14 protein-coding genes and 1 pseudogene are annotated in these 25,421 nt (G+C 71.8%); all 15 read right to left on the bottom strand.

Annotated elements, in window-relative coordinates:
• Positions 1-118: 118 nt before the first annotated feature.
• The gene (locus tag ACGFNN_RS05590; RefSeq protein WP_393553251.1) at positions 119-1,531 is read right to left on the bottom strand and encodes a DHA2 family efflux MFS transporter permease subunit; all 1,413 of its coding nucleotides are present in this window, start codon (positions 1,529-1,531) and stop codon (positions 119-121) included.
• Positions 1,528-11,520 (bottom strand): amino acid adenylation domain-containing protein, encoded by a 9,993-nt coding sequence (locus ACGFNN_RS05585; protein WP_393553249.1) that lies wholly within the window; start codon positions 11,518-11,520, stop codon positions 1,528-1,530. Before ACGFNN_RS05585 ends, ACGFNN_RS05590 begins: the two co-directional genes overlap by 4 nt.
• Position 11,521: 1 nt before the next feature.
• Entirely contained in the window at positions 11,522-12,307 is a 786-nt protein-coding gene (locus ACGFNN_RS05580) for an ABC transporter ATP-binding protein (RefSeq protein ID WP_393553247.1), read from the bottom strand.
• Positions 12,304-13,233, bottom strand: coding sequence for a FecCD family ABC transporter permease (locus ACGFNN_RS05575; RefSeq protein ID WP_393554029.1), 930 nt, complete (start codon positions 13,231-13,233; stop codon positions 12,304-12,306). Before ACGFNN_RS05575 ends, ACGFNN_RS05580 begins: the two co-directional genes overlap by 4 nt.
• A gap of 95 nt (positions 13,234-13,328) precedes the next feature.
• Positions 13,329-14,345: a FecCD family ABC transporter permease gene (locus ACGFNN_RS05570; RefSeq protein WP_393553245.1), complete on the bottom strand. Its 1,017-nt coding sequence runs from the start codon at positions 14,343-14,345 to the stop codon at positions 13,329-13,331.
• Between the two features lie 5 nt (positions 14,346-14,350).
• Positions 14,351-15,355: an ABC transporter substrate-binding protein gene (locus ACGFNN_RS05565; RefSeq protein WP_393553243.1), complete on the bottom strand. Its 1,005-nt coding sequence runs from the start codon at positions 15,353-15,355 to the stop codon at positions 14,351-14,353.
• A 128-nt stretch (positions 15,356-15,483) separates the two neighbouring features.
• A complete protein-coding gene (locus tag ACGFNN_RS05560) occupies positions 15,484-16,368 on the bottom strand; it encodes a siderophore-interacting protein (RefSeq protein WP_362555232.1) in 885 nt (294 codons plus the stop codon).
• On the bottom strand, positions 16,365-16,604 hold the full coding sequence (locus ACGFNN_RS05555; protein WP_362555230.1) for a phosphopantetheine-binding protein: 240 nt from the start codon (positions 16,602-16,604) through the stop codon (positions 16,365-16,367). The genes ACGFNN_RS05560 and ACGFNN_RS05555 overlap by 4 nt, the downstream gene beginning before the upstream one ends.
• Positions 16,605-16,692: 88 nt before the next feature.
• A complete protein-coding gene (locus ACGFNN_RS05550) occupies positions 16,693-17,889 on the bottom strand; it encodes an isochorismate synthase (RefSeq protein ID WP_393553240.1) in 1,197 nt (398 codons plus the stop codon).
• Positions 17,890-18,052: 163 nt separating this feature from the next.
• Positions 18,053-18,271, bottom strand: a complete 219-nt coding sequence (locus ACGFNN_RS05545) for an MbtH family protein (protein ID WP_362555226.1) — start codon at positions 18,269-18,271, stop codon at positions 18,053-18,055.
• Between the two features lie 70 nt (positions 18,272-18,341).
• Positions 18,342-19,733, bottom strand: coding sequence for a lysine N(6)-hydroxylase/L-ornithine N(5)-oxygenase family protein (locus ACGFNN_RS05540; protein WP_393553238.1), 1,392 nt, complete (start codon positions 19,731-19,733; stop codon positions 18,342-18,344).
• Positions 19,734-19,896: 163 nt separating this feature from the next.
• Complete coding sequence (locus ACGFNN_RS05535) at positions 19,897-20,529, bottom strand: isochorismatase family protein (RefSeq protein ID WP_393553236.1); 633 nt, start codon at positions 20,527-20,529, stop codon at positions 19,897-19,899.
• A gap of 14 nt (positions 20,530-20,543) precedes the next feature.
• Positions 20,544-22,178, bottom strand: a pseudogene (locus ACGFNN_RS05530) ((2,3-dihydroxybenzoyl)adenylate synthase); the annotation flags it as partial.
• A 145-nt stretch (positions 22,179-22,323) separates the two neighbouring features.
• A complete protein-coding gene (locus ACGFNN_RS05525; RefSeq protein WP_393553234.1) occupies positions 22,324-23,127 on the bottom strand; it encodes a 2,3-dihydro-2,3-dihydroxybenzoate dehydrogenase in 804 nt (267 codons plus the stop codon).
• 367 nt (positions 23,128-23,494) lie between these two features.
• Positions 23,495-25,306 (bottom strand): flavin-containing monooxygenase, encoded by a 1,812-nt coding sequence (locus tag ACGFNN_RS05520; protein WP_393553232.1) that lies wholly within the window; start codon positions 25,304-25,306, stop codon positions 23,495-23,497.
• Between the last annotated feature and the right edge of the window lie 115 nt (positions 25,307-25,421).

Below are 25,421 nucleotides of genomic sequence, written 5' to 3'. Positions count from 1 at the left end.
CGCTCCTTGGGGGTGGTGCGGGAGGTGATGGGGTGGTTTCGGGAGGGCCGGCGCTCAGGCTGCGCTCGCCGACGTCGGGGACAGGGCCGTCACAGCTCGGCCCATGTGTGGGGCGGGGTCATCCGCGCACGGTGGCTTGGGTTCCGGGCAGCCGGGTGGTCCCGGCCGCGGCGAGCAGTCCGAGACCGACCACCCACCAGAAGGTGTCGGAGAACGCCGCGGTGACGTCCTGGTGCCGCGCGTCGAGCCGGCTCTGCAGGACCACGGCCAGGGCGGCGGTGCCGAGCGAACCGCCGACCGTGTTCAGCATGTTGAGGGCACCGGAGGCACGGGCCACGTGCGCGGACTCCATCCGGCTGTAGACGATGTTCATCAACGGGGCACTGATCATGGCCATCCCGAAACCGCGCACCACGAGGGATGCGAGCATCGCGGCGTCCGGCAGCCCGTGATCGAGCTGGGTGAACGGGACGGTACCGGCGAGGACGAGGCCGACTCCGCTGACGACCAGGGCCCGGGGGGACACCGCGCTGACGGTCCGGGTGACCAGCACGGAGCCCGCCGCCGCTCCCACCCCCTGGGGCGCCATCATCAGCCCGGCCTCCCAGGCGGACAGTCCTTCGCCCGTCTGCAGGTAGAGGGGCAGCAGGAAGGCGGTGCCGAAGACCGAGGCGCCGAGGACGAGCAGGGCGAGCGCGGCCGGGCCGAACGGCGGACGCGCGAAGAGTCGCGGGTCGATCAGCGGGGTGCCTCGCGTGCGCAGTCCGTGTACCACGAACGCGACCAGCATCAGCACCCCCGCGCCGGCGCCGAGAACGGCGGGGAGCCGGTGCCCGTCGGCCGCCTCGGTCAGCCCGTAGACGAGTGCGGCGAGGCCCGGGGAGAGCAGCAGGGCTCCCCGCACGTCGAAGGGGACGCCCTTCGACGCGGGCGGTACCACCGGCACGTACCGTCGCGCGAGCAGCATCGCGACGGCCCCGATCGGCAGGTTGACCAGGAACAGCCACTCCCAGGACGCCACCGAGAGCAGCGCGCCGCCCGCCACGGGACCGAACACCGGGGACAGCAGCGGCACCACGGCCACGACGCTGATCACCTTCCCGATGCGGGACGGGCCCGCGATCCGGGCGAGCAGTGCCTGCCCGGTCGGCGGGAGCAGCCCACCGCCGAGTCCCTGGACCACGCGGAAGACGATGAGGCTCGTCGCCGACCAGGACAGGGCGCACAGTGCCGAGCCGGCCAGGAACAGGGCCACGGCGGCCAGCCAGACCCGCCGGCCGCCGAAGCGGTCGGCGAGCCAGCCGGAGGCGGGCACCGCGGTGACGACGGCCAGCAGGTAGGCGGTGCCCACCCACTGGATGTCCCCCACGTCGGCGTCGAACTCCCCGGCCAGGGTGTCGATTCCGACGTTGACGATGGTGGCGTCCAGGGTGGCCATGAAGGTGCCGAGCACCAGGACGAAGGCGATGCGCAGCAGGTCCTTGCCGACCTTCACCGGCGGGGTCTCGGCCGGAGCGGTCTGCTTGCTCATGCTCCCTCCAGCAGGGTGCGGACGTCCTGGTCGAGATGGGCGGCGAGGGAGCGGAGGATTCCGAGGAACTCCTCGGCGAGCGCCTGTGTGTCCGCTTCCGTCCGGTTGCCGAGTACGCAGATCCAGCCGTCGCCCTCGGGCATCACGGTGAGGGTGACCGGGTGGTGGGTGGCCTCGCGGAAGCGGGTGCCGACCAGGGTCAGGCCGGGGGCGGGTTCGCGCAGACGGTCGCGGTCGACCGGGTAGTTCTCGAAGACGACCATGCTGTCGAAGAGCCGTCGGCGGCCGGTCAGCCGCTCCAGCTCGGACAGGTCGACGTGCTGCTCGTCCACCAGGTTCCGCTGGCTGTCCTGGACGGCGGCCAGCGTCCCGGCGAGGGTACCGGTGAGCCGGGCCCGTACGGGCACCGTGTTGGCCAGCAGTCCGATGATCTCCTCGACGCCCTCCAGCTCCGGTGGCCGGCAGGCGACCATGGCGCCGAAGCAGACGTCCGTCCGGCCCGCGTGGCGCGCGAGAAGGACCGACCAGGCGCCCTGGACCAGGGTGTTGCGGGTCAGTCCACGCTCGGCGGCCAGCTCCCCCAGCGCTGCGACCAGTTCGGGTTCGACGGAGGCGACGGCGGGCTCCTGCCAGGCGGGGCCCGGCTCGCCCGTACCGAAGTGGTCGCCGTCGGGGAGGTCCGCCAGCGCCTCGGCCCAGGCGGTGAGGTCGGGCTGGTTGGCCGCCCGCCAGTCCAGGTACCGGGTGAACGGCACCGGCTCCGGCATCTGCACCTTCTCGCCCGTCAGCCGTGCGGTGTAGTGGGCGAAGAGCTCGCCCAGGATCCTCGGCGCCGACCAGCCGTCGGAGAGGACGTGATGGGTGGTCAGGACCAGGTCGAAGCCGTCCTGGTCGTGGCGGATCACGGTCAGCCGGACGAGGGGCCCGGCGGCGAGGTCGAACCCTTCGGCGAGGTCGGCGGCGAGTGCGTCCTCGGCCGGTCCGTCGACGACCCGGAAGTCCGGTCGCGCGGTCCGCGGGACGAGCCCGAGGTCGCCGGGGAACACGGCCCCCAGGTTCGGATGACGGGCCAACAGGTCTGCTCCGGCCTCCCTGAGGGCGTCCACGTCGAGTGCTCCGTCGAGGGAGAAGCAGGACTGGACGGTGTAGGGGTCGGGGCGCTCGGTGCGGGAGTGGTCCAGCATGACCGCCTGCAGCGGGGAGAGCGCCTGCACCTCCACGACCGTGCGGCCGTCACCGAGCGAGACGAGTTCGTCCGCGTCCGCGGCGGTCTCCCTCAGAGCGGTCTCCAGGTGACCGGCGAGCTCCTCGATCTCCGTGGCGGTGAACAGCTCGGAGGGCCAGGTCAGGCGGACGCCCAGCCGGTCGTCGCGTACCAGGGCGTTGACCGTCAGGGCGTACGGGAGCGGGAGTTCGTCGGTGGCTCCGGAGCCGAGCGGGCCGGCGTCCGGCGGTGACTGCCAGGGGGTCTCCTGGCCGGGGGCTCCCGCGTAGCGGCCCAGGTAGTTCCAGGCGACGTCGGGGCGGACCGGGTCGAGCAGCCCCGCGGTGGTGAGTATGCCGTGGCCGAGTCCGTCTCCGTGGGCGCGCAGCATCTCCCCCACCGCCACCGGGTCGTCCCCGGCGTCGAGCAGTACGGGGTGGATCGCGGTGAACCAGCCGACGGTCTGTGAGAGGTCCACGTGGCTGGGACGGCCGTGGCTCTCCAGGGCGACCAGCAGCCTCTGGTCGCCACGCCAGGCGCGTACCGCCCGGGCGAGGGCCGTGAGCAGGCCCGCGTCGGGTGTGGCGCGCAGGGCGCCGGGCAGGGTGGTGACGAGCGCGCGGGTGGACTCCGCGTCCAGCAGGATCTCGTGGTGCACCGCGGTGGCGACGGTGTCCCGGGCCGGGTCGAGCGGCCGGGCCGCCAGAGCCGGGGTGGGCTCGATCCGCCGCCAGTGCGGCAGTTCGGACCGCCGGTCGGCTTCACGCAGGGAACGCGCCCAGGCCAGGAACGACAGACCGTGCCGGGCGGGGGTGCCGCCCTCGTAGGCGTGCTGGAGGTCGTCGAGCAGGATCCGCCAGGAGACGCCGTCCACCAGGAGGTGATGGGCGATCAGGACGAGCCTGCCCGGGGTGTCCGGCCCCGCGTCCACCCAGAGGGCGCGCAGCAGCGGCCCAGTGGCGGGTGCCATGCCCGCGCGCGCCTCGGCGAGCCAGGCGTCGATCAGTGCGCGGGTCTCCGCCACGGGGAGTTCCCCGCTCACGGAGGTCCGGTGGAGCACCTCGGCGGCGGTCACGGTACCGGCGGGCGGGATGCGGAGCATGTCGCCCGCCAGGTGGGCACGGAGTACGTCGTGCCGCTCCAGCACGGCGTCGAGGACGCGCAGCCAGCGTTCCTCGTCGCCGCCTGCGGGAACGCTGATCTCGAGCCACTGGCAGAAGCCGTCGGCGTCCTCTCCGGCGCGGTCCAGCAGGTCCCTCATCACGGGGGTGAGCGGGGCGTCGCCGACGGCCGGCGCCTCGGCCTCCCCGAGCGTGTGGGCGCGGGCGGCGATGCCGGCGACCGTGGCGCCCTCGAAGACGTCGCGGGCGCGCAGTCCGAGCCCCTTGCGACGGGCCCGTGAGACCACCTGGAGGGAGACGATGCTGTCGCCGCCGACGGCGAAGAAGTCGTCGTCCGGTCCGATGTCCTCGTTGCCGAGGATCTCCCGCAGGACGGCCAGCAGTACGGCCTCGGCGGGGTTCGCCGCCTCCCGGCGGCGGGTAACGGCGGTCTCCGGGGCGGGCAGTGCGGAGGCGTCCAGCTTGCCGCTGGGGCTCAGCGGAAGCCGGTCGATCAGCACCAGGGCGGTGGGAACCATGTGGTCCGGCAGTTCCCTGGCGATCTGGGCGCGGACCTCGGTGACGTCGGGGGTGGCTCCGTCCGCGGGGATCAGGTAGCCGACGAGCCGGCCCTCCCTCATGATCACGGCGCTGGCACGGACCTCGGGGTGCCGGGTCAGCGCGGACTCGATCTCGCCGAGTTCGACGCGGAATCCGCGGATCTTCACCTGGTGGTCGACCCGGCCGAGGAAGACGATCTGGCCGTCCGGGCGCCACTGGACGAGGTCGCCGGTACGGTACATGCGCTCTCCGGGCGGCCCGAAGGGGTCGGCCACGAAGGCGCTCGCGGTCAGCGCGGGACGGCCGAGGTAGCCCCGGGCGAGGCTGGGCCCGGCGAGGTGGAGCTCACCTGTCACACCGGTGCCGACGGGCTGGAGACCCCGGTCGAGCACATAGGCGCGGACGTTGGGGTCGGGGCGGCCGATCGGCAGCGGTCCCGCGTCGTCCTGCTCGTAGGTCCAGGTGACGGAGTTGATGGTGACCTCGGTGGGACCGTACGCGTTGAACAGGGCGCGGCGTCCCGTGCCCCAGCGGCGGGCCAGTTCGGGGTCGAGCCGTTCGGCGCCGACGACGAAGAGGACGTCGGGATCCACGGTGCGGTCGTCCGGCATGGCCGCCAGGAAGGACGGCAGCAGGTTCACGCCGGTCACCCGGTGTTCGACGATGTAGTCGAGGAGTTCGTCCCCGGGGACGCGTACTTCCTCCGGGGCGATCACCGAGGTGCCGCCGGAGAGCAGCGGGACCATGGTCTGCCAGAACGCCACGTCGAAGCCGGTCGTGGCGAAGTGCAGGTAACGGTCGTTCTCGGTGATGCCGACGACCTCCTCCTGCAGCGCGACCAGATCGGGCACACCGCGGTGGGTGACCCCGACTCCCTTGGGGCGCCCGGTGGTTCCCGAGGTGTAGATGACGTAGGCCAGGGAGTCCTCGGTGAGTCCGGCGCGGGCCTCGGCCGGGTCGGTGTCCGGGACGCCGTCGAGGGTGGCCGGGTCGTCGAGCCGCAGTACGGGTATCCCACGCTCCACGGGCAGTTGTGCACCGGTGGTGACGGCGGCGGCCGGGGCTATGTCGTCCAGCATGTACGCCAGCCGGTCGGCGGGGTAGCTCGGGTCCATCGGCACGTAGACCGCGCCCGCCTTGGCGACCCCGAAGAGCGCCACGGTCATCTCCACGTCACGGCCGAGGAGTACCGCGACGGGGTCCTGCGGACGCACCCCCCGCGCGCGCAGCGCGTGGGCGAGACGGTTGGCCTGCCGGTCGAGTTCCTCGTAGGTGAGGCTGCGGTCGCGGCAGACCAGTGCCTCGGCCGACGGCTTGCGACTGACCCAGGAGGCGAAGATGTCGAGCCAGGGACCGTACTCGCGGGTGGGGAGGTACCGGGTGCCGGTGTGCAGCATCCGCTCCCGCTCCTCCGGTTCGAGCACGGGGAGGGCCAGGGCGGGCCGCCGGGGGTCTCGGACGATCTCCCGCAGCAGGTGGTGGAGCCAGCGGCCGATGTCGCGTATCCGGGTCTCGCTGAACGCGCTCGGCTGGTAGCCGAGGCCGACGGTGATGGCGTCGTCGGGGATCACGATCACGGTGAGCGGGTAGTGGGTGGCGTCGGTGATGTCCACCGCCGCCAGGTCGAGGCCGGGTGCGAAGGGGGTGCGCTTGCGGCTGGAGAGCGGGAAGTTCTCCATCACCAGCATGGTGTCGAAGAGTTCACCGGCTCCGGCGAGGCGCTGGATCTCGGGCAGCCCGAGGTGGTGGTGGTCGGCGAGCCTGACGCTCTCGGCGTGCACCTCGGCGAGGAGGTCGCGGGTGGTCCGGTCCTGGTCGTGGCGTACCCGGACCGGGATGGTGGTGCCGAGCTGGCCGATCATCGACTCGACGCCCTCGACCTCGGCGGGCCGTCCGGAGACGGGTCCGCCGAACACCACGTCGGTGCGTCCGGTGAGCCGGCCGAGGAGGAGACCCCAGGCGGTCTGGAGGACCGTGGTCAGGGTGACGCCCTCGTCGCGGGCGAAGGCGCGGAGCTCCTCGCTGAACTCCTTGCCGAGGTCGACCGAGATCCGTTCGGGGCGCTCCACCGTGGCGCCGACGGTGGCGGGGGCGAGCCGGGTCGCCCCGTCCACCCCTTCCAGCGCCTGCCGCCATGCCTCCTGGGAGGCGTCGCGGTCGCGGGCGTCCAGCCAGCGGTAGTACTCGGCCAGGTCGGCGGCCGGGGGGACGGCGGGGCCGCCGCCGAGTTCGGCGTAGAGGCCGAGCAGGGCACGGCCGACCAGCGGCATGGACCAGCCGTCGAGGAGCGCGTGGTGGTTGGTGATGGCCAGCTTGTGCGTCTGCGGGCCGGTGCGGGAGAGCAGGAAGCGGATCAGCGGCGGGGTGGCGGGGTCGAAGGGCCTCGCCAGCTCCTCGCGTGCGGCGGTCTCGAAGTCGTCGTCCTGCCGCCAGTCCACCGCGACCTCGGCGGGTACCACCTGGACCACGTCGTCGCCGACCGAGGCGATGTGGATCCTGAGCGAGGGGTGGCGGCGCAGCAGTTCCTTCGCCGCCTCGGCCATACGGGCGGGGTCCAGGTCGCCTTCGAGGGTGGTGACCGCCTGGACGACGTACACGTCGGTGTCGTCCTCGTCGCGTACCAGGGTGTGGAAGGAGAGGCCGACCTGAAGCGAGGTGGCGGGCCAGACGTCCTGCACGCTGCCCCGGCTCTCCAGGGCGTTGATGGTGTCCTGGCCGAGCCGGACGAACGGCAGGTCGGAGGGGGTGAGCCCGCCGGTGGCGTGCTCGGCGTGCTCGGCCAGGGTCTCCAGGGCGCGGTCCCAGGCCTGCTGGAGGCGGGCGAGCGCGGCACTGTCCAGTACCCGGCCGGCCGCGGTCCACTCGACGGCGAGGCGGGGCTCGTCCTCCTCGAGAACGAAGCAGTTGAGGGCAAGCACCTGTTCGAGGGACTTGGCGCCGGGTTCGATGACGGAGAACGCCTCCTGCTCCGGCAGCCGCCAGCCCTCGCCCGAGGGCGTGGTGAAGCGGCCCAGGTAGTTCAGCAGGACGTCCGGGGCGGGAACGGCGGCGAGGGAGGCGCCTTCCGGGTCCAGGTGGCGCAGGATCCCGTAGCCGAGGCCGTTGCCGGGCGACTGGCGCTTGGCCTCCTTGGCGGCGCGCAGGACGTCCGCGAGGCCACCGGTGGTGGCTGTCCGTACCGGGTACTCACTGGTGAACCAGCCGACGGTGCGGGAGAGGTCGAGGTCCTCGCGGCCGTGCGACTCCAGGGTGACGGCGACTGCGTCGTGGTCGCCGGTCTCGCGCAGGGCGAGAGCGAGCGCCGCGAGCAGCACCTCGTCCACGCCGGCCCGGTAGGCGGCGGGCAGGGTGGACAGCAGGGCCCCGGTGACGGCCGGGGAGGCGTGGGTGACCGAGCGGTGGGCGGTGGCGACGGTGTCCAGGGCCGGGTCGAGGGTACGGGCGCCCAGCCGGGTCGCGGAGTCCAGGACCGACTGCCAGTGGGTGAGTTCACCGCGGCAGGCGCCGGTCCGGCCGCGATCGGCGAGGAGTTCGGCGTGCCGGCGCCAGGAGGCGCCGACCGGCTCCGGCTTCCCGCCGGTGCAGGCCGCTTCGAGGTCGGGGACGATGATGCGCCAGGACACCCCGTCGACGGCCAGGTGGTGGATGACCACGACCACCTCGTCGGGCTGTCCAACCGCCGTACGGACCAGGGCGGCACGCAGCAGGTCGCCGCGGCGCGGGTCGAGTTCGCCTGCCAGCCGCCCGGCGACGGTCTCGGCGTCCTCGCCGTGGACCTCTGTGACCCTGGCGGCGACCGTGCCGCGGGGCAGCACCTCGGTGCCGGATTCGCCCGCGGCCAGGCGCAGCGCGTCCTGGTGGTCCAGGAGGGTGCGTACCCCGGAGGTGAGGTCGCCGAGCGAGACCTCTCCGACGCTCAGTGAGGTCCACTGTGCGTAGCTCGCGACCGTGTCCACGTCGGGGTGGGGGTCGAGGAGCTGGCGGACGATGGGTGGGGCGGTGACCGGCCCGCTCGGCTCGTCGGCGGGCTCGGCGGCGGCCGACTCGGTGGCGGACGCGGCGAGCGCGGCGAAGGTGCGGCGGGCCAGCAGGTCCCTGGGGCGCAGTTCGAGGCCGGCGGCCCGCAGCCGGCTGCTGACGGTGATGGCGGTGATGCTGTCTCCGCCGAGGGCGAAGAAGTCGTCGTCGACGCCGACCCGTTCGGCCTCGAAGACCTCGGCGAGCACCTGGCAGAGCACGCGTTCCTTCTCGGTGCGTGCCTCCCGTCCGCCGCCCGCCGTCGCGGGGGCGGGGAGGGCGGCACGGTCGAGCTTGCCGTTGGGGGTCAGGGGCAGTGCTTCGAGGACCACCACCGCGGCGGGCACCAGGTGTTCGGGCAGCCGCTCGGACAGGGCGGTACGTACGCCGTCCGGGGTGACCGCCGCACCGGCGGCGGGGACCACGTAGCCGATCAGGCGCGAGGAGCGGACGTCGGCGCCTGCGGCGGTGACGCCGTCCAGCGCGGCTAGGGCGGACTCGACCTCGCCGATCTCCACGCGGTGACCGCGGACCTTGACCTGGCCGTCGGCGCGGCCGAGGTAGTCGAGCCCGCGTCCGGGGACCCAGCGGGCGAGGTCGCCGGTGCGGTACATCCGGGAGCCGGGCGGACCGTAGGGGTCGGCGACGAAGCGTTCCGCCGTGGTGCCGGGCATGCCGAGGTATCCGCGGGCCAGGTGGGGGCCCGCGAGGTGGAGCTCGCCTGCCGCACCCGCGGGGACGGGCTGCAGGGCGTGGTCCAGTACGTGGACCCTGGTCCCCGCGAGGGGGTGCCCGATGGTCGGCTCCGTGCCGGACAGGACGGCGGTCGCGGCGTCGACGGTGGCCTCGGTGGGCCCGTACATGTTGCGGGCGTTGACCCCGGCCGCGGTGATCCGCTGCCAGAGGGCGGCGGGGGTGGCCTCGCCGCCGAGCACCAGGAGCGCCGGCCCGAGGTCCAGCAGTCCGCCGTCGATCAGCGGTGCCGCCATCGAGGGGGTTGTGTCGACGATGTCGATGCCGTCGCGAGCGTAGGCGGCGAGCAGCAGGTCGGCGTCGCGGACGGTCTCGGCGTCGTAGACGTGGAGTTCGTGTCCGCAGAGCAGCCAGACCAGGTGGTCGAATGCCGAGTCGAAGGCGAAGGAGTACGTGTGGGCGACCCGCAGTCGCCGGCCCGCGGAACGCTCGGCCTCCGCGACGACGGTGGACCGCTGGTGGTGCAGCAGGGAGGCGAGCCCGCCCGACCGGCCCAGTACGCCCTTGGGGCGGCCGGAGGAGCCGGAGGTGTGGATCACGTAGGCGAGCTGCTCGGGGTGGTACGGGGCGGAGAGCTCGGCGGGTTCCAGCGGTGCGCCGGGGAGGCCGTCCGCCTCGTCCAGCAGCGTCCTCCAGTCGGTTCCGGCGATCGCGGCCCGCTCGCCGGAGGTGACGACGAGGGCGGGGCGGGTGTCCTCGACGAGGGCCCGCAGCCGTTCGGCGGGGTAGGCGGCGTCGAGGGGCAGGAAGGCGGCTCCGGCGTCGAGCACGGCGAGCAGTGCGACGACCATCTCGGCGGAGCGGGGCAGGGCGAGTGCCACCACGTCCTCGGAGCCGACTCCGCGGGCGCGCAGGGCGCGTGCCACCCGGTGTACCCGGGTGGCCAGTTCAGCGGCGGTCAGGCGGTCGTCGCCGCAGACCAGGGCCGTGCTTCCGGGGTCTGCGGCTGCCACCGCGTCGAGGGCCTCGGGTACGGACACAGGGGTGCCCGGCAGGGCCTGCGGGGCCCACTCGGCCGGGGCCCCTGCCGGGTTCATGGAGATGCGGCCCACCGGCTGTCCGTCGGCCAGCCCGGTCAGCAGGGCGCGCAGGCCTTCCAGCTTGGCGTCCACGGTGGACTGGTCGTTGTCCCGGGCGTCCACCTCGAAGCCGAGGAGGAGTCCTCCGCCGGCAGTGGGCAGTACCGACAGGCCCATGTCCTCGGGCGGACCGCCGGCCACGTTGCGCATCACTCCGTGCGCACCGGCGAAGTCCATCGTGAGGTCGAAGGCCTTGAGGTTGATGCCCCTGCCGTGCAGCAGGGCGCCCGCACCCGGGACGGCGAGGTCACGCGGCAGGTCCTCGCCCCGGTAGCGCTGGTGCTTGCGCATCTCGCGCAGGATCCGGGCGATGCGCCGGGTCAGACCGGCGAGGGTGTCGGCGGGAGCGACACGGGCGCGCACGGGGAGCACGTTGACACCCATCGAGGGGGTGCGCAGTTCCACCCCGGCGGTGCGGCACATCATCGGCAGGGCGAAGACGACCTCGTCGTCGCCGGTCACCCGGTGGAGGAAGGCGGCGTAGCAGGCGATCATCGCCTCGCCCCAGGTGACGTTCTCCTCCTTGGCGAAGGTGTGGAGGCGTGCCATCTCCTCCGGGCCCAGTTCCACCCGGGCGACCAGTGAACTGCCGGACGGTGCGACGGGTGCCGCCGCTTCGCCGAGCTCGGGCAGCGGGGTGAAGCGGTCCACCCAGTACGCCCGGTCGCGTTGCGCCCGCTCGCTGTCGCGGTACTCACGGTCCGCGGCGACCAGGGCCTCCATGGTGCCGAAGGCGCACGGCGCGACGTCGGTGCCGCGGACGAGGGCGGTGTAGTGGGCGGCGGTCCGGCGGGCGACCATGGCACCGCTGTAGCCGTCGAAGACGAGGTGGTGGCCGAGCTGGGTGTACCAGACCTCGGTGTCCGACAGCCGGATGACGACCGGTGTGTAGAGGGACCGCTCGGTCATCTCCCGGCAGTGCTCCGCGGCCCGGGCGCGTTCGGCCGCGACCAGTTCCTCCGCCTCGGCGGCAGGGTCCTCCCGGTCGCTCAGGTCGATGACGCGGGGAAGCCGCACCGGTTCCTCGCTGACCGACTGGCGCGGACCGTCCTGCGTCTCGTGCACGCGCAGGCGCAGGCTCTCGGCCTCCTGGGTGGTGGCGCGGACAGCCTCGGCCACGGCCTCGGCATCCACCGGTTCCTGGCCGGAGATCTCCACGACGTCGCCGACCACGTAGTACGGGGAGTCGGGTTCGAGACGCTGGGCGTTCCAGATGCCCAGCTGGGCACCGGTCAGGGGCAGCAGTCGGTCGACGGGGACGTGTGGGGTGGTCAACTCATTCTCCTTGCAGGGTGGGGACGACCATCGGGGTGCCGGCGACCGGGTCGGGAACGATGACGCTCGGCAGCTCGAACACCTCCTTGATCAATGCGGCGTCCACGATGTCCGCGGGTCGTCCCTCGGCCACCACTTCCCCGTCTCGCATGGCGACGAGGTGGTCGGCGAAGCGGCAGGCCTGGTTGATGTCGTGCAGTACGGCGACGATGGTGCGACCTTCGTCCCGCAACCGGGCGAGCAGGTGCAGCAGTTGGTACTGGTGGGTGATGTCGAGGAAGGAGGTCGGCTCGTCGAGGAGCAGGTAGGGGGTCTCCTGAGCCAGTGCCATGGCGATCCAGACGCGCTGCCGCTGACCGCCGGAGAGTTCCTGTACGGGCCGGTCCGCCAGCTCGGTGACACCGGCCGCCGCCATGGCGTCGCGTACGGCGTTCTCGTCCTGTTCCGAGCGGAGCGAGAGCAGGGACTGGTGGGGGAAGCGGCCCCGGGCCACCAGCTGGCGGACCTTGACGTCCTCCGGCGCGAGCGGATCCTGCGGCAGGAATCCGACCTGCCGGGCGAGTTCCTTCGAGTGGTACGAGCCGACGGCCCGGCCGTCCAGCTCGACCTGGCCCTCGGTGGGGCGCAGCAGGCGGACGAAGGACCGCAGGAGGGTGGACTTCCCGCAGGCGTTGGGGCCCACGACGGCGGTGAAGGAGCCGTCGGGTATGTCGAGGCTGAGCCGTGTGGACACCACACGGTCGCCGTAGCGCAGGGTGATGTCCCGCGCGGTCAGGCGTGCGCTCATGCGCGCCTCACCTCCTTGGTCAGCAGCCAGATCAGATAACAGCCGCCGACCGCGGTACTCACCACGCCGACGGGGAGGGCCTGGGGCGCCAGCAGCGCCTGGGCGAGCAGGTCCGCGCCCTGCAGCAGGACGGCACCGGTCAGAGCGGCCGGGAGCAGCGGCACTCCGGGCGAGCCGGTGAGGCGCCGGCCGATCTGCGGGGCGGCCAGCGCGATGAAGACGATCGGCCCGGCTACCGCGGTGACGGTCGCCGTGCAGCCGACGCCGACCAGGACCATCAGAAGGCGGAGCCGCCCGAGCCCGACGCCGGTGGTGACCGCGAGGGAGTCCCCGAGCTGGGTCTGGTGCATGGCGCGGGTCCGCAGGGAGATCACCACGAACAGCAGGCCGATGACCCAGAAGGGGATGGTCAGGTCGTCCCAGTCGACGCCGTTGAGGGAGCCCGCGCTCCAGCCCACCGCGGCGATGGCCACGTCGGTGTCGGCGCGGAGCACGATCCACGAGTTGAAGGCGGTGACCATCGCGTTGACCGCGATACCGATGACGACCAGGCGCATTCCGGAGAAGCCGCGGTCGAAGGAGAGCAGGTACACCACCAGGGTGGCGACCAGCCCGCCGATCACCGAGAACAGGGCCAGCTGGGCGGAGGTTCCGGCGAGCGCGTAGATCGCGAACAGGGCTCCGGTGTAGGCGCCGGAGTCCAGGCCGATGACGTCGGGGCTGCCCAGCGGGTTGCGGGTCAGGTTCTGGAACAGGGCACCGGACACGCCGAGAGCCGCCCCGAAGACCAGGCCGGCCGTGACCCGGGGCAGCCGCCACTCGGTGATGGCCACGGAGGGGTCGGTGCCGGTGAGTGCGGCGAACACCTCGGCCGGGGTGGACCAGGAGGCTCCGTAGCACAGTCCGGTGAGGCCGAGGGCGGCCATCAGGGCGATCAGGCAGACGGAGACCAGCAGGGGGCGCCGCTCCACCCGGAGGCCGGGGAGGTGACGGGCCACCACCCGGGGTACGTACGTGTCGCTCACAGTGCCCCCGCCCCGTACTTGCGCACGGTCCAGATCAGCATCGGGCCCCCCAGGAAGGCGGTGACGATCGCCACCGGCACCTCACCGGTGGGAAGGAGTACGCGGGCCGCGGAGTCCGCGACCAGCAGGAGGACGGGGCCGAGTACCACCGAGAGGGCCAGCAGCCAGGGCACCGATCCCTGGGCGATCCTGCGGACCAGGTGCGGGACGATCAGTCCGACGAAGAGGATCGGTCCGGCCACGGCGGTGGCGGCACCGCACAGGACGGTGATCACCACCAGGGTGACCGCGCGGACGCGGATCACGTCCACACCGAGGGTGCGGGCGACGTCCTCCCCCATGCTCAGCGCGTTCAGGCCCCGGCTCATCGCCAGTGCCACCGCCAGACAGATCGCGATGCCGAGCAGGGGCAGGGTCAGGGGTTCCTGCTCCCGCCCCGCCAGGGTTCCCACCGACCAGTACCGGTACGTGTCGAAGGTGTCGGGGTCCATCAGCCGCATCCCCAGGGCGACTCCGCTGAGTACCGCGGTGAGGGCGGTCCCGGTGAGCACCAGCCGCAGGGGCGAGCTCCGTCCCACCGCCGCCACGAGGAGGGCGGCGACGACGGAACCCGCGATCGCGCAGAGCAGTTGTCCGCCCTGACCGGCGGCGATGCCGAGGCCCGCGCCGAGGGTGACGGCGAAGCCGGCCCCCGCGGTGACCCCGAGGACGCCGGGCTCGGCCAGCGGGTTGCGGGCCAGGGTCTGGATCAGTGCCCCGGCTGTGGCCAGGGCGGCGCCGACCGCCGTCGCCAGTACCGCACGCGGCAGCCGGACGTCACGCACGATCACGTGGTCGTCGACGCTGCCGTCGTAGTGGAACAGTGCCCGGAGTACTTCCCCGGGGGGCACCTCATGGGCGCCCACTCCGAGGCTGAGCACGGCGACGGCGACCAGCAGGACCAGTCCGCCGAGGAGCGCAGTCGCCCGCGGCAGGGTCCGGCGGTCCGCAGGCTTCTCGACGGAACGGTCCATGGTGGTCACTTGTTCAGCAGCGGTGCGAGCGACTTGTCGATCGCGTCAAGGGTCTTCATAGCGTCGCCGTAGGTGGCTGCCTCGGTGAACGCGATCGGGAAGGCCTGCTTGTTCTTCACGGCCGGCAGGTTCTTCCACAGCTTGGAGTCGAGGACGGCCTGAACTGCGTCGGGGACACTGCCGTCGGCGTTGACGGAGTAGGTGATGACGTCCGACGTGCCGAGGGAGTCCGGCAGTTCCTCCATGGAGGGGTACTCACTGACCGACTTGGAGCCGGGGCCCGGGTTCTTGGGCTTGCCGACGTAGTCCGCGCCGACGTCCTGGGCGGCGTTGGTGCCCCAGGAGCCGTTGAACTCACGCTGGAAGGTGCCCTTGGAGGTGTCGCCGTAGGAGCCGACGTGGCCGAACTTCAGTCCCTTGAGGGCGTCGGCGTACTTCGTCTTGAGCCCGGCGGCCTTGGTCTCGTACTCGCCCTGCGACTTCTCGTAGTTCTTCAGGACGCCGGCGGCGTCGGCGTGCTGGCGGGACACCTCACGCCACTCGGAGGGCACCATCGGGCCGACCGCGACGACCGGGGCGATCGACTTCAGACGCTTCATGTCGATGTCGCCGAGCACGGGGATCGGCACACCCAGGATGATGAGGTCCGGCTCGGCCTCGGCTATCGCCTCGTAGTTGGTCTCGGAGGCGAGCTCACCGGCGACCTTGGGCAGCTTGTCGTAGGTGGCCTTCTCCTCGGTGTCCATCATCGGCTCGCCGCGCTTCCACGACGAGATGCCGACCAGCGGGGCGTCGGACTCGATGAGGGTGGGCACGGCGTATCCGGTGGCCACGATGCGCTCGGGGTGGGCGGGGATGGAGACCTTCTCCTTGCCCACGGTGAACTCGCGGGTGGTCTCCTCCTTCTCCTTGGCCTTGTCCGACGAATCGCTGTCCGAGGACCCGCAGGCTGTGAGGGCCAGGGCGAGTGCCACGGCACCGGCCAGACCCGAGGTTCTGCGAGCGAACATGTGCGACTCCTTCTGTTGCGCGAGACCGGCCCGCTTGGAACGGCGGTGCTCTGCTCGGTCTGTGACTCCCCGGCAGGTAGTCGGGGAGGTTCGATGTGTGTGTGGGGGTGAGCCAGGGCCGGGAGGCCTCAGTGCTCGTGGGGCTCGTGGTGGTGGGGCTCGTGGTCGTGCTCGTCGTCAAAGTTGTCGACTCCGCGCTTCCAGTAGCCGGTGATGTCGAAGTCCGTACGCGGCAGGCGCAGTTCGTCCCGTACCCAGTGGCGCAGGGGCTTGATCTGCCCTGCCTCACCGGCGATCCAGGCGTACAGCCGCTCGCCCTCCGGCACGGTGACGGCGGTGACGGAGCGCTCCATGAGGTCTCCGGTGCCTGCCGGGCGGTCACCTCGGTGCAGCCAGCGCACCTCGATGCCGTCCGGGGCGGACAGCGGGATCTCCTCCGAGGCGTCGGCGACCTCCACGAAGGCCCATCCGCGTGCGTCCCGGGGCAGTTGCTCCAGCCAGCAGGCGACCGCGGGGAGCGCCGTGATGTCACCGACCAGCAGGTAGCGGTCGTAGACGTGCGGCACGATCAGTCCGCCGGGCGGGCCCGCGACATGGGCGACGGCACCGGGCTTCACGGCCTGCGCCCAGTCCGATGCGAGGCCACCCGGGTGCGGGGCGATGTCGATGTCGATCTCGCCGGCCACCGGGTCGTGACGGCGTACGGTGTACTGCCGTGAGACCGGCGCCGGGCGGGGCCAGCGCAGCATGTCGCCGTTCGGTTCGGGCAGGCGCAGGGAGCCGTCCGGCTCCGGGAAGATCAGCTTGACGTGGTCGATCGGCGAGTGGGACTCGAAGCCCTCGACACCGGGGCCGCCGAGGGTCAGCCGCAGCAGTCCGGTCCCCACCATGGTGGAGCGTACGACCTCCGTCTCGCGGACCCGGATGGGGTAGCGGACCTTCTTCGGCACATCCCCCTCCCGGACCTCCGCGATCCGGTCCAGGTGGCGGTGCCGGTCACCGGCGTCCGTCATCGCTTCTCCCCCGTCAGCAGGGTGCTCCAGTAGGCGATCTCGGGACGCTCGGCGAGATCGGGCAGCTCCAGCTGGTGAGCACCGGCGGAACGCCAGCGCTCGATCAGGGTCATCAGCCGCACCGAGTCCAGTCCGAGGTCGTAGAGGTTGTCCTCGGGACCGATCTCCGAGGTGTCACAGCCGAGAATCTCGGCGACGTCCCCGAGTATCCGTTCGTACGACAGCGACTCGTTCACCTGTGTGCTCCTGTGTTCTTGACGGCGGACCGGGCGGTCGGCGAGAGGGGTGGGAGAGGACGCCCGGACTGTGCGGGCCGTGGGTGGGTCACGCCACCCCGCCGAGGCCCAGCGCCTCGAGCAGGGTGCGGAACTTGGCTGTGGTTTCCGCCAGTTCGGCGGCGGGCTGTGAGTCGGCGACGACGCCGGCTCCCGCGAAGACGCGCACCGTGCGATCGTCGACCTCGGCGCTGCGGATGGCCACGGCCCATTCGCCGTCGCCGTTCAGGTCGTTCCAGCCGACCATACCGGCGTAGTAGCCGCGGTCCGCCGGCTCGAGTTCCGCGATGGCCTCGACCGCCGCGGCGGCGGGAACCCCGCCGACAGCCGGGGTGGGGTGCAGCGCCTCCGCCAGACCGAGGGCCGAGGAGGCCGGGTCCCCGGCGTCGCGCAGCCTGCCGGTGATCCGCGTGGACAGGTGCCACATGGTGGGGGTGCCGATGACCTCGGGTCCGTCGGGGACCACGAGATCGGAGCAGAACCGGCCGAGAACCTCCGCCACCTGTCCGGCGGTATGGGCGTGTTCACCGAGGTCCTTCGCCGAGTCCCGCAGCCGGGCGACGCGTTCGCGGTTCACCGCCTCGTCGTCGGAGCGCGGGGCGGAACCGGCCAGGGGGTTGGCGCTCACGGTCATGCCCTGCCGGGAGACCAGGAGTTCGGGACTGGCGCCGACCAGGGTGCGGAAGGCGCGGTCGCCGGGGGCGGTGACATCGGCTGCGAACGCGTAGGCGGCCGGGTTGGCGCGAACCAGACGGGCCAGCAGCGCGGGCACCCGGACCGGGGCGTCCGCGGTGAGTTCGAGGCAGCGCGCGAGGACGACCTTGCGGAGCTTCTCGTCCTGGATGAGTTCGACCGCTCGGCGGACACCGTCGGCGTAGCCCTCGGGCTCCGGCACGGGACGGACCCGCCAGCCCTGGCCCGCCGGGGTGGCGGGCGCCGGCAGGTACCCCGGCGCACCTGCGCGCCGCACCGCCGCGGGCACCACGAGGGATGCCTGCGCCTCGGGACGGAAGCCGACGGCTCCGACCACCACGGGAGACGGCAGTCCGGCTGAGGCCGCCTCCTCCAGCGCCCGGGCCGCGGCGGCCGCCCTGAGACCCGTGGTCTTCTGGACCCGGGAGTACACCCCGTCCGCCAGCATCGTGCCGCGTGCGGAGGAGAAGTAGAACGATCCCGTCAGATAGGCCGCCAGCAGGTCGGCGGCCTCGTGCACGGGGTGAGGGCGCACCGGTGTGGTTACGGACACGTCTGCGAATCCTTTGCTCCGGCTTGGCGGGTGGGGCCCGGATCGGGCTGCGGGTGGTGCTGTCGAGGTGTGTGCCGGAGCCGCCGATGGGCGCGGACGTCCTGGGACTGCCCTGTGAGGCGTCCGGCACCGGTCGCCGGCGTGCGTGCCGCCGGCGGGCGGTTCAGCGTGTGCGTCCGGCGTGCGCGACCAGGCTCGCGGGGCGCATGTCCGTCCAGTGCTCCTCGACGTAGGCCAGGCAGGCGGCCCGGGAGTCCTCGCCGTGCGCCACCGTCCACCCGCCGGGGACCTCGGCGAACGCGGGCCACAAGGAGTGCTGGTTCTCCTGGTTGACCAGGACGAGGAAGCGGGCGTCTTCGTCGTCGAAGGGGTTGGCACCCATGGGGGGTCTCCTTGGTGGGGTGAAGTGGGGTGAAGTGGGGTGGCGAGGTTCCGGTGGAACGGCTCGTGGCTCAGTCGGTCGCGGCGGCGAGGTTCTCGGCCGTGTCCACCGCGGCTGCCGGAACCGGCACCTTCCGTCCGGCACGGTCGAGCAGCAGGGCGTCACAGATCTCGCCCGAGCGGACCGCGAGGGTGGACAGCAGGGAGGACGTGATCCCATGGGTGTGCTGGGCGATCGCGCCCTGCACGAAGATTCCCGCGCTCACCCTCGGCGTGGTGAGGACCCGGTGGTCGCGCCCGATCCGCAGCCGTCCCTGACCGTCCGTCAGGCACTCTTCGTACAGGTCGCCGAGCAGGTTCCGCGGATCGGCGGGCCTGAACCCGGTGGCCATCACCACGGCGTCGCAGTCCAGGGTGTACGGATCCCCTTCGACCAGCGGGCGCAGATGGAGGCGGACGTCGTCCTCGCGCTCCTCGACGGCGGTCAGCGACGTGGTGTTGAGGAATCGCAGCCGTTCGGCACCCGCGATCTTCTCCTGGTAGGAGGTGCGGTACAGCTGCTCGATCAGGTCGGGGTCGACGACCGAGTAGTTGGTGTTGGAGTGGTAGGTCAGCAGGGACTGCTTGACCTCTTCGGGCGCGGCGTAGAAGTGGTCCACGGCCTCGGGGTCGAAGATCCGGTTGGCGAAGGGGCTGTCGTCCGCGGGGCTGTAGCCGTAGCGGTTGAAGACCGCGCAGACCTCGGCGTCAGGGAACTCCCGGTGAAGGAAGTCGACCGTCTCCGCGGCGGACTGGCCCGCCCCTATGACGGCGAAGCGACGGTGCGGCCGGGTGGCCAGCGAGCGGTGGCTGGGGAGCAGATCCCGGTTGTGCCACACGCGCGGGCCCAGTTCGACGCCCTCGGGGAGCTTCGGTGCCAGTCCGGTGCCGACCACGAGGTTCCGGGTCCGCAGCGTCTCGACCGGGCCCGTGAGGTCGCCGGTCGGGGTGGAGCCCACCTCGAGGACGTCGACGGGACCGCTCCCGCCGGCCGGCCGTACCGAGTGTGCCTGCCGGCCGTACCGCACCTGGTCGTTCACGGCGGCCGCGCACCAGCTCAGGTACTCGTGGAACTCGATGCGGGTGGGGAAGAAGGTCTTCTGGTTCAGGAAGTCCACCAGGCGGCCGCGTTCGTGCAGGAACCGCAGGAAGGTGAAGCGGCTGCTGGGGTCGCGCATCGTGGCCAGGTCCTTGAGGAAGGACACCTGCATGGTGGCGCCGGCCAGGAGCATGCCCCGGTGCCAGCCGAACTCCCGCTGGCGTTCGACGAAGGCGGTGCGCAGTGCGCGGGCGCCGCCGCTGTGCGCGTTGTGCTCGGCGATCGCGATGGCCAGAGCGAGGTTGGCGGGGCCGAAGCCCACGCCTACCACGTCGTGGACCGGCTGCTGGTCGTACAGCTCCGCGTCTGCGTGCCCTGCTGACATCCTCATCCTTTGCTCGGGGCCCACCGGGACCGCCTCCGAGATGCTCGGGGAACTCGTTATTAGGTAAGGCTTAGCTAACCTTTCCTATCGGCCGCGCGGTGTCAAGTCCGGCCTCCCGGCCCCCGCCGGACAGCGCGCGATTCCGGCCGTTCGTGACGCATCGTCAATTCACTTCCAGGACACGGTCCGTGGTCGTCACCACCGCACAGCGGCCCGCGGACCACCGCAGCGCCGTCTCGTGTTGCTCCCGTGAGAAATCCGCCGTGGCGTCGGCCACCACGAAGGCCTGGATGTCCCGCATCCAGGCGTCGCAGGCCGTCATCATCACGCCGATGTGGGCGTAGACCCCGACGATGACGAGCTGGTCACGACCCTGGGCACGCATCCGGTCCTCGAGATCCGTGCGGGCGAAGGCGCTGTACTTCCATTTGGTCAGGACGGTGTCCCCCGGTTCCGGGGCCACCTCGGCCGGCATCGCCAGCATCGCGGGATCATCGGCGACGCCCGGCCCCCAGAAGTCGAGCTGGAGGCCTCGCTGCTCCGGACTCTGCCCGCCGATCTGCGTGGAGTAGACGACCGGGACGCCCACGCCACGTGCGTGCGCCAGCAGCCGCGCGGTATTGGTGAGCATGCCCTTCAGCGGCTGTTCACCGGACGGGAAGGCCGACAGGAAGTGCTGTTGCAGGTCGTGGACGAGCAGAACCGAACGCGCCGGGTCCACCGTCCAGGAGACCCGGTTGCCGGGCAGTTCCTCCGGCGTGGGGAGCGGGTAGGCGGCGATCGCGGGAAGTGCCATGGCTGGCGGGCCTCTCAGAGCTGTTCGGGGGCGGTCACGACGGAGCGCAGGGCCTTCTTGCTGACCTTGCCGACGCCCGTCCGCGGGAAGGTGTCCACGAAGCGGACGAGGTCCGGGATCTTGTACGCGGCGACCCCGCGGGACCGTACGAACGCCTTGACGTCGGCGGGCCGGAGCCGTTCGGCGTTCTCGCGCAGGATCACGTGGGCGAGTGTCCGTTCGCCCAGGAACTCGTCGGGCACGGAGACGAGTGAGACGTCGTGGACGGCGGGGTGGGCGAGGATGATGTTCTCGATCTCCTCGGGGGCGATCTTCTCGCCGCCCCGGTTGATCTGGTCCTTGGCCCGCCCTTCCACCACCAGGTGCCCGGTCGGCGTCCGGCGGACGACGTCTCCGGTGCGGTAGAAGCCGTCCGGGGTGAACGACCGGGCGTTGTGCTCGGGCGCCCGCCAGTAGCCGCGGATGGTGTACGGGCCGCGGGTGAGCAGGTGACCCGGCTCTCCTTCGGGCACGTCCCGGTCGGTGTCGTCGACGATCCTCACCTCGTCGTCCGGTGAGATCGGCAGGCCCTGAGTGGTGACGACGGTCTCCGGATCGTCGTCAAGGCGGGTGTAGTTGACCAGCCCTTCCGCCATCCCGAAGACCTGCATCAGCCGGCACCCGAGGGCCGGCTCCAGACGTCGCGCCGCCTGTTCGCTGTACTTGGCGCCGCCGACCAGGACCAGACGGAGGGAGGTCAGGTCGTGCTCACCCCGGGCGGCGGCCTCCGTCCACAGGTGGGCGAGCGGAGGTACCAGGCCGGTGAGGGTGGCGCCTTCACGCTCGATCAGGGGGAACGCGACGGACGGTTCGGGCCGGGGGCACAGCAGCACCGTGCCGCCCGCGTAGAGGGTGCCGAGCCAACCGGGAGAACTCATCGGGAAGTTGTGCGCCGCAGGCAGCGTCACCAGGTACCGGGTGCGCTCGTCCACCCCGCAGATCTCGTTGGATCCGCGCAGCGAGTAGATGTAGTCGTCGTGGGTGCGGGGAATCAGCTTGGACACCCCGGTGGTTCCGCCGGAGAGCTGGAGGAAGGCGAGTTCGTGCGGCTCGGGACCGGGCAGCGGGCCGGAGGGTTCGCGGGGAACCCCGGCCAGCGGAGTGTGGTCACCCGCCTCGCCCAGCACGAACACCCACTTCAGCAGCGGGCAGTTCGCCCGGACCCGGGAGGCCAGTTCACAGTGGTCGAAACCGGCGAGCCGGTCCGGGACGACGTAGGCCACCGCCTCGCTGAAGGAGCAGAAGTGCAGGATCTCCGTCTCCCTGTGGGCCGGCAGCGCGAACACCGGCAGGGCCCCGATCCGGAACAGCGCGAAGACCACCTCGACGAACTCGGCGACGTTCGGGAGCTGGACGACGACACGGTCCCCGCGCCCGATCCCCCGCTCGGCGAATCCGGCCGCGAGCCGGTCGGCCGCCTCGTCCAGTTCCCGGTAGGTACGGGTTCTGCGCCGGGGCGCGGGGTCCACCAACGCGATGCGGTCGGGGTGTGCCGCGGCCCGCTCACGCAGCACTCCCCCGAAGGTCTCGCCACGCCAGTAGCCCCGCTCCCGGTACCGGCCGGCGAACTCGGGCGGCCAGGTGGGAGCGTCGGCACCCGGTGTGAGCGCGTCCGGGAGGCGTGGGGATGGTCAGCAGTCATGGCGGACTCCGGAGTCATGCGGGACGAGGTCGGGACGGGAGAACGGCCGGGTGCGCCGGACCGGGTGCGCCGGCCCGCCACCTCCGCAGGCCCCTCGGACCCGGGGCCGGGGGTCAGGCGCGCAGAGTGGCTCCGCCGTCCACGTAGAGGTCGTGCATGGTGATGTGCCGTGCCCGGTCCGAGGCGAGGAAGACCACGGCATCGGCGATGTCGGCGGGCTCGGCGATCCGGCCGAGCGGGATACCGGTGCGGTACGAGGCGGGATCTCCCTCGATGACGCCCCGCCTTCCGGCGTCGGCGCCTCCGGGGGCCTTTTCCCACATGGCCTGCTGCATGTCCGTCAGCGTGGAACCCGGGGAGACGGTGTTGCACCGCACACCCAGGGGCGCGACCTCGAGGCCGAGGCATTTGGTGAACATCACCGCGGCCGCCTTGGAGGCCGCGTACGCCGCCATTCCGGCACGTGGGACACCTGCCGCGTTGGAGGCGACGGTCACGATGCCGCCCCGGCCCCGAAGGGTCATCCGGCGCGCCACGGCACGGGAGACGTGCATCACACCGTTGGTGTTGACTGCGAACACGGCCGCCCAGTCGGCATCGTCCAGTTCGAGCACGGGCCCCCCGCGGAGCATGCCCGCCACGTTCACCAGGATGTCCAGCGGCCCCAGTTCACACTCGGCCACGTCGACCACGGCCTCGACGGCGTTCGCGTCGCTCACGTCGAGCTCGCGCGCGAGGACGTCCGCGCCCGCCTCCGTGTGAGCCTTGGCGACGGCCGCCACCGCGGCGCCGTCCACGTCGGTGGCACAGACCCGGGCGCCATGGCCGACGAGAGCGGCCACCACGGCGGCACCTATACCCCGGCCCGCTCCCGTGACCAGAGCCGTCCGCCCTTCCAGCTCGCGCACACGGCTCACCTGTCGCCCGTGATCGCTCGCACCGAGGCCCCGCGACACGTTCCGGCGACGAGAACGCCGCCGGAATCACGCGAGGAATGTGACGGACAGCGCGGGGACGGCGTCATGGCCTCGAATTCTCCTGCAGTCTGCTCTCCGGCCGCACACGACAAGGCAGCCCCCGGTCACCACTTAGGCAAGGCTAACCATAGCGTCGACCACAAGCGATCGCCAGTCCGGGGTTTCTCCGAACTCCCGCCTCGGACAGCGGAGATGAGTCGGGCCGGGAGACACGGCGGATTTCAGGCCGATGCCTCCCCAATCCTCAAGAGGGAGAACGGGGAGGCACTGAAATACTTTATGACGTTATGAGCTGTTCAGTGATCTTTCAGTTCGTTTCTACCGCGGTCCTGGGACGCAGTACCTCAGCGATCGACTCCTCGCGCCACCGCCTGAGCAGCTCGTGGAAGGCGACGGCTCCGTGGGGGAAGGCGCTCGCGGTGTTCGGCCTGCCGAGCCCTTCGCGGTTGTAGTAGCCGGGAGTGCACTCGGCGTGGAACCACTCGTGGTCCGCCGCACCCTTGGCCAGGACGGCCAGCCAGGCATCCTCCGCCTCGGGCGACGGCTCGACGACGGCCCGCCCGGCTTCGGCGGCGGCGACGAGAGCGGCGGCGTGGACGGCCTGCTCGTCGAGTACGTGTGTGAAGTTGACGCTGCTGGCGTTGTGCAGGGAGCCCATGTGGATCAGGTTCGGGAAGCCGTTGCCGGTGAAGCCGTGCAGGGTCCGCGGCCCCTGCTGGGCCCACGCGTGCAGCAGCTGGGTTCCGCCCCGTCCGTGCACGGGAAGCTTGCCGGAGAGGATGCCGGAGACCCCGACGGAGAATCCCGTGGCGAAGATCAGGCAGTCGAGCTCGTACGTACGGTCGCCGACGACCGCCCCGTGCTCGGTGATGCGTTCGATGCCGTGGGTGTCGGCGGTGTCGACCAGGGAAACGTTGTCGCGGTTGAACGCCGCGTAGTACTTGTCGGAGAACGTGGGGCGCTTGCAGGCGTACCGGTACCAGGGCTTGAGCTTCTCCGCCGTCGCCGCGTCGTCGACCGACCGCTCGACGCGGGCGCGCAGCTCGTTCATCTTCACCGCGTCCGCAACTTCGTACTCGGCTTCGAAGGACGGTCCTTCCTGCGCGCGGCGGAAGCTGGGCAGAAGCTTCTCCAGGAGCGCGGCCGATGCGGTCCAGCCGTCGGCCACCAGGTCACGGACGGCGGGCTCTCCGGAGACGATGCGCAGGAAGTTCTCCCGCCGCTCGTGTGCCCAGCCCTCGCGATCGGCACCGACGTCCTCGGCCGTGGTCCGGCGGTTGTCGCGCACATCGACGCTGGAGGGGGTGCGCTGGAACACGTATACGTGCTCGGCGTCCTCGGCCAGCATCGGGATCACCTGAACGCCGGTGGCGCCGGTGCCGACGATCCCCACCCGCTTCCCCTTGAGTCCGCTCAAACCGCCCCCCGGGGTGCCACCGGTGTAGGAGTAGTCCCAGCGCGATGTGTGGAAGGTGTGACCCCGGAAGCTCTCGATGCCGGGTATGCCCGGCAGCTTCGGCTCGGACATGGTCCCGGTCGAGGTGACGACGTACGTGGCGTGGAAGCGGTCACCGCGATCGGTGGCCACGATCCACGTCTCGGTCGCCTCGTCCCAGGTCAGTGAGGTGACGGCGGTGGAGAACAGCGCGTCCGGGTAGAGGTCGTACTTCTCCGCGATGCGCACGGCATGACGGCGGATCTCCTCGCCGGGCGCGTACTTCCACTCCGGCACGTAACCGGTCTCGTCGAGCATCGGCAGATAGACGTGCGACTCGATGTCGCAGTGGATGCCCGGGTAGCGGTTCCAGTACCAGGTGCCGCCGAAGTCGCCTCCCTTCTCGACGATCCGTACACGTCCTACGCCCTGCTGCCGCATCCGCGCGCCCGCGAGGATGCCGCCGAACCCGCCACCGACCACGGCGACGTCGACGGTGTCCTTCAGCGGCTCGCGCCCGGCGACCCCGTCCACGTACGGATCGGCGGCGTAGTACCCGAAGTCGGCTTCGGCGGGGCGGTATTGACGGGCGCCGTCGGGGCGCACCCGGCGTTCACGTTCGAGGCTGTAGCGCTGCCTGAGGGTGTCGAGTTCATCGGGGTCAGGCAGGTGAGTGGTTGTCATGTGGGGGTCTCACTCCAATCGCTCGGCCGCCCGGGAACGAGCAGCCGTCCGCTACGGTAGCAACAACCGGACACCACTGTCCGGTTGCGGCACGGGTGGCCCCCACACACGTGCC

Source organism: Streptomyces sp. NPDC048590 (assembly GCF_043199535.1).
In the GTDB taxonomy this organism is placed as follows: Bacteria; Actinomycetota; Actinomycetes; order Streptomycetales; family Streptomycetaceae; genus Streptomyces.
Note: the sequence above shows the minus strand (reverse complement) of the source record. Positions and strands in the feature narration are given on the sequence as shown.

Coding starts and splice junctions, on each gene's coding strand:
- ACGFNN_RS05520 (WP_393553232.1), bottom strand. CDS start 25,306: ATGACAACCACTCACCTGCCTGACCCCGATGAACTCGACACCCTCAGG.
- ACGFNN_RS05565 (WP_393553243.1), bottom strand. CDS start 15,355: ATGTTCGCTCGCAGAACCTCGGGTCTGGCCGGTGCCGTGGCACTCGCC.
- ACGFNN_RS05560 (WP_362555232.1), bottom strand. CDS start 16,368: ATGACGGACGCCGGTGACCGGCACCGCCACCTGGACCGGATCGCGGAG.
- ACGFNN_RS05540 (WP_393553238.1), bottom strand. CDS start 19,733: ATGTCAGCAGGGCACGCAGACGCGGAGCTGTACGACCAGCAGCCGGTC.
- ACGFNN_RS05535 (WP_393553236.1), bottom strand. CDS start 20,529: ATGGCACTTCCCGCGATCGCCGCCTACCCGCTCCCCACGCCGGAGGAA.
- ACGFNN_RS05580 (WP_393553247.1), bottom strand. CDS start 12,307: ATGAGCGCACGCCTGACCGCGCGGGACATCACCCTGCGCTACGGCGAC.
- ACGFNN_RS05545 (WP_362555226.1), bottom strand. CDS start 18,271: ATGGGTGCCAACCCCTTCGACGACGAAGACGCCCGCTTCCTCGTCCTG.
- ACGFNN_RS05570 (WP_393553245.1), bottom strand. CDS start 14,345: ATGGACCGTTCCGTCGAGAAGCCTGCGGACCGCCGGACCCTGCCGCGG.
- ACGFNN_RS05575 (WP_393554029.1), bottom strand. CDS start 13,233: ATGGCCGCCCTCGGCCTCACCGGACTGTGCTACGGAGCCTCCTGGTCC.
- ACGFNN_RS05590 (WP_393553251.1), bottom strand. CDS start 1,531: ATGAGCAAGCAGACCGCTCCGGCCGAGACCCCGCCGGTGAAGGTCGGC.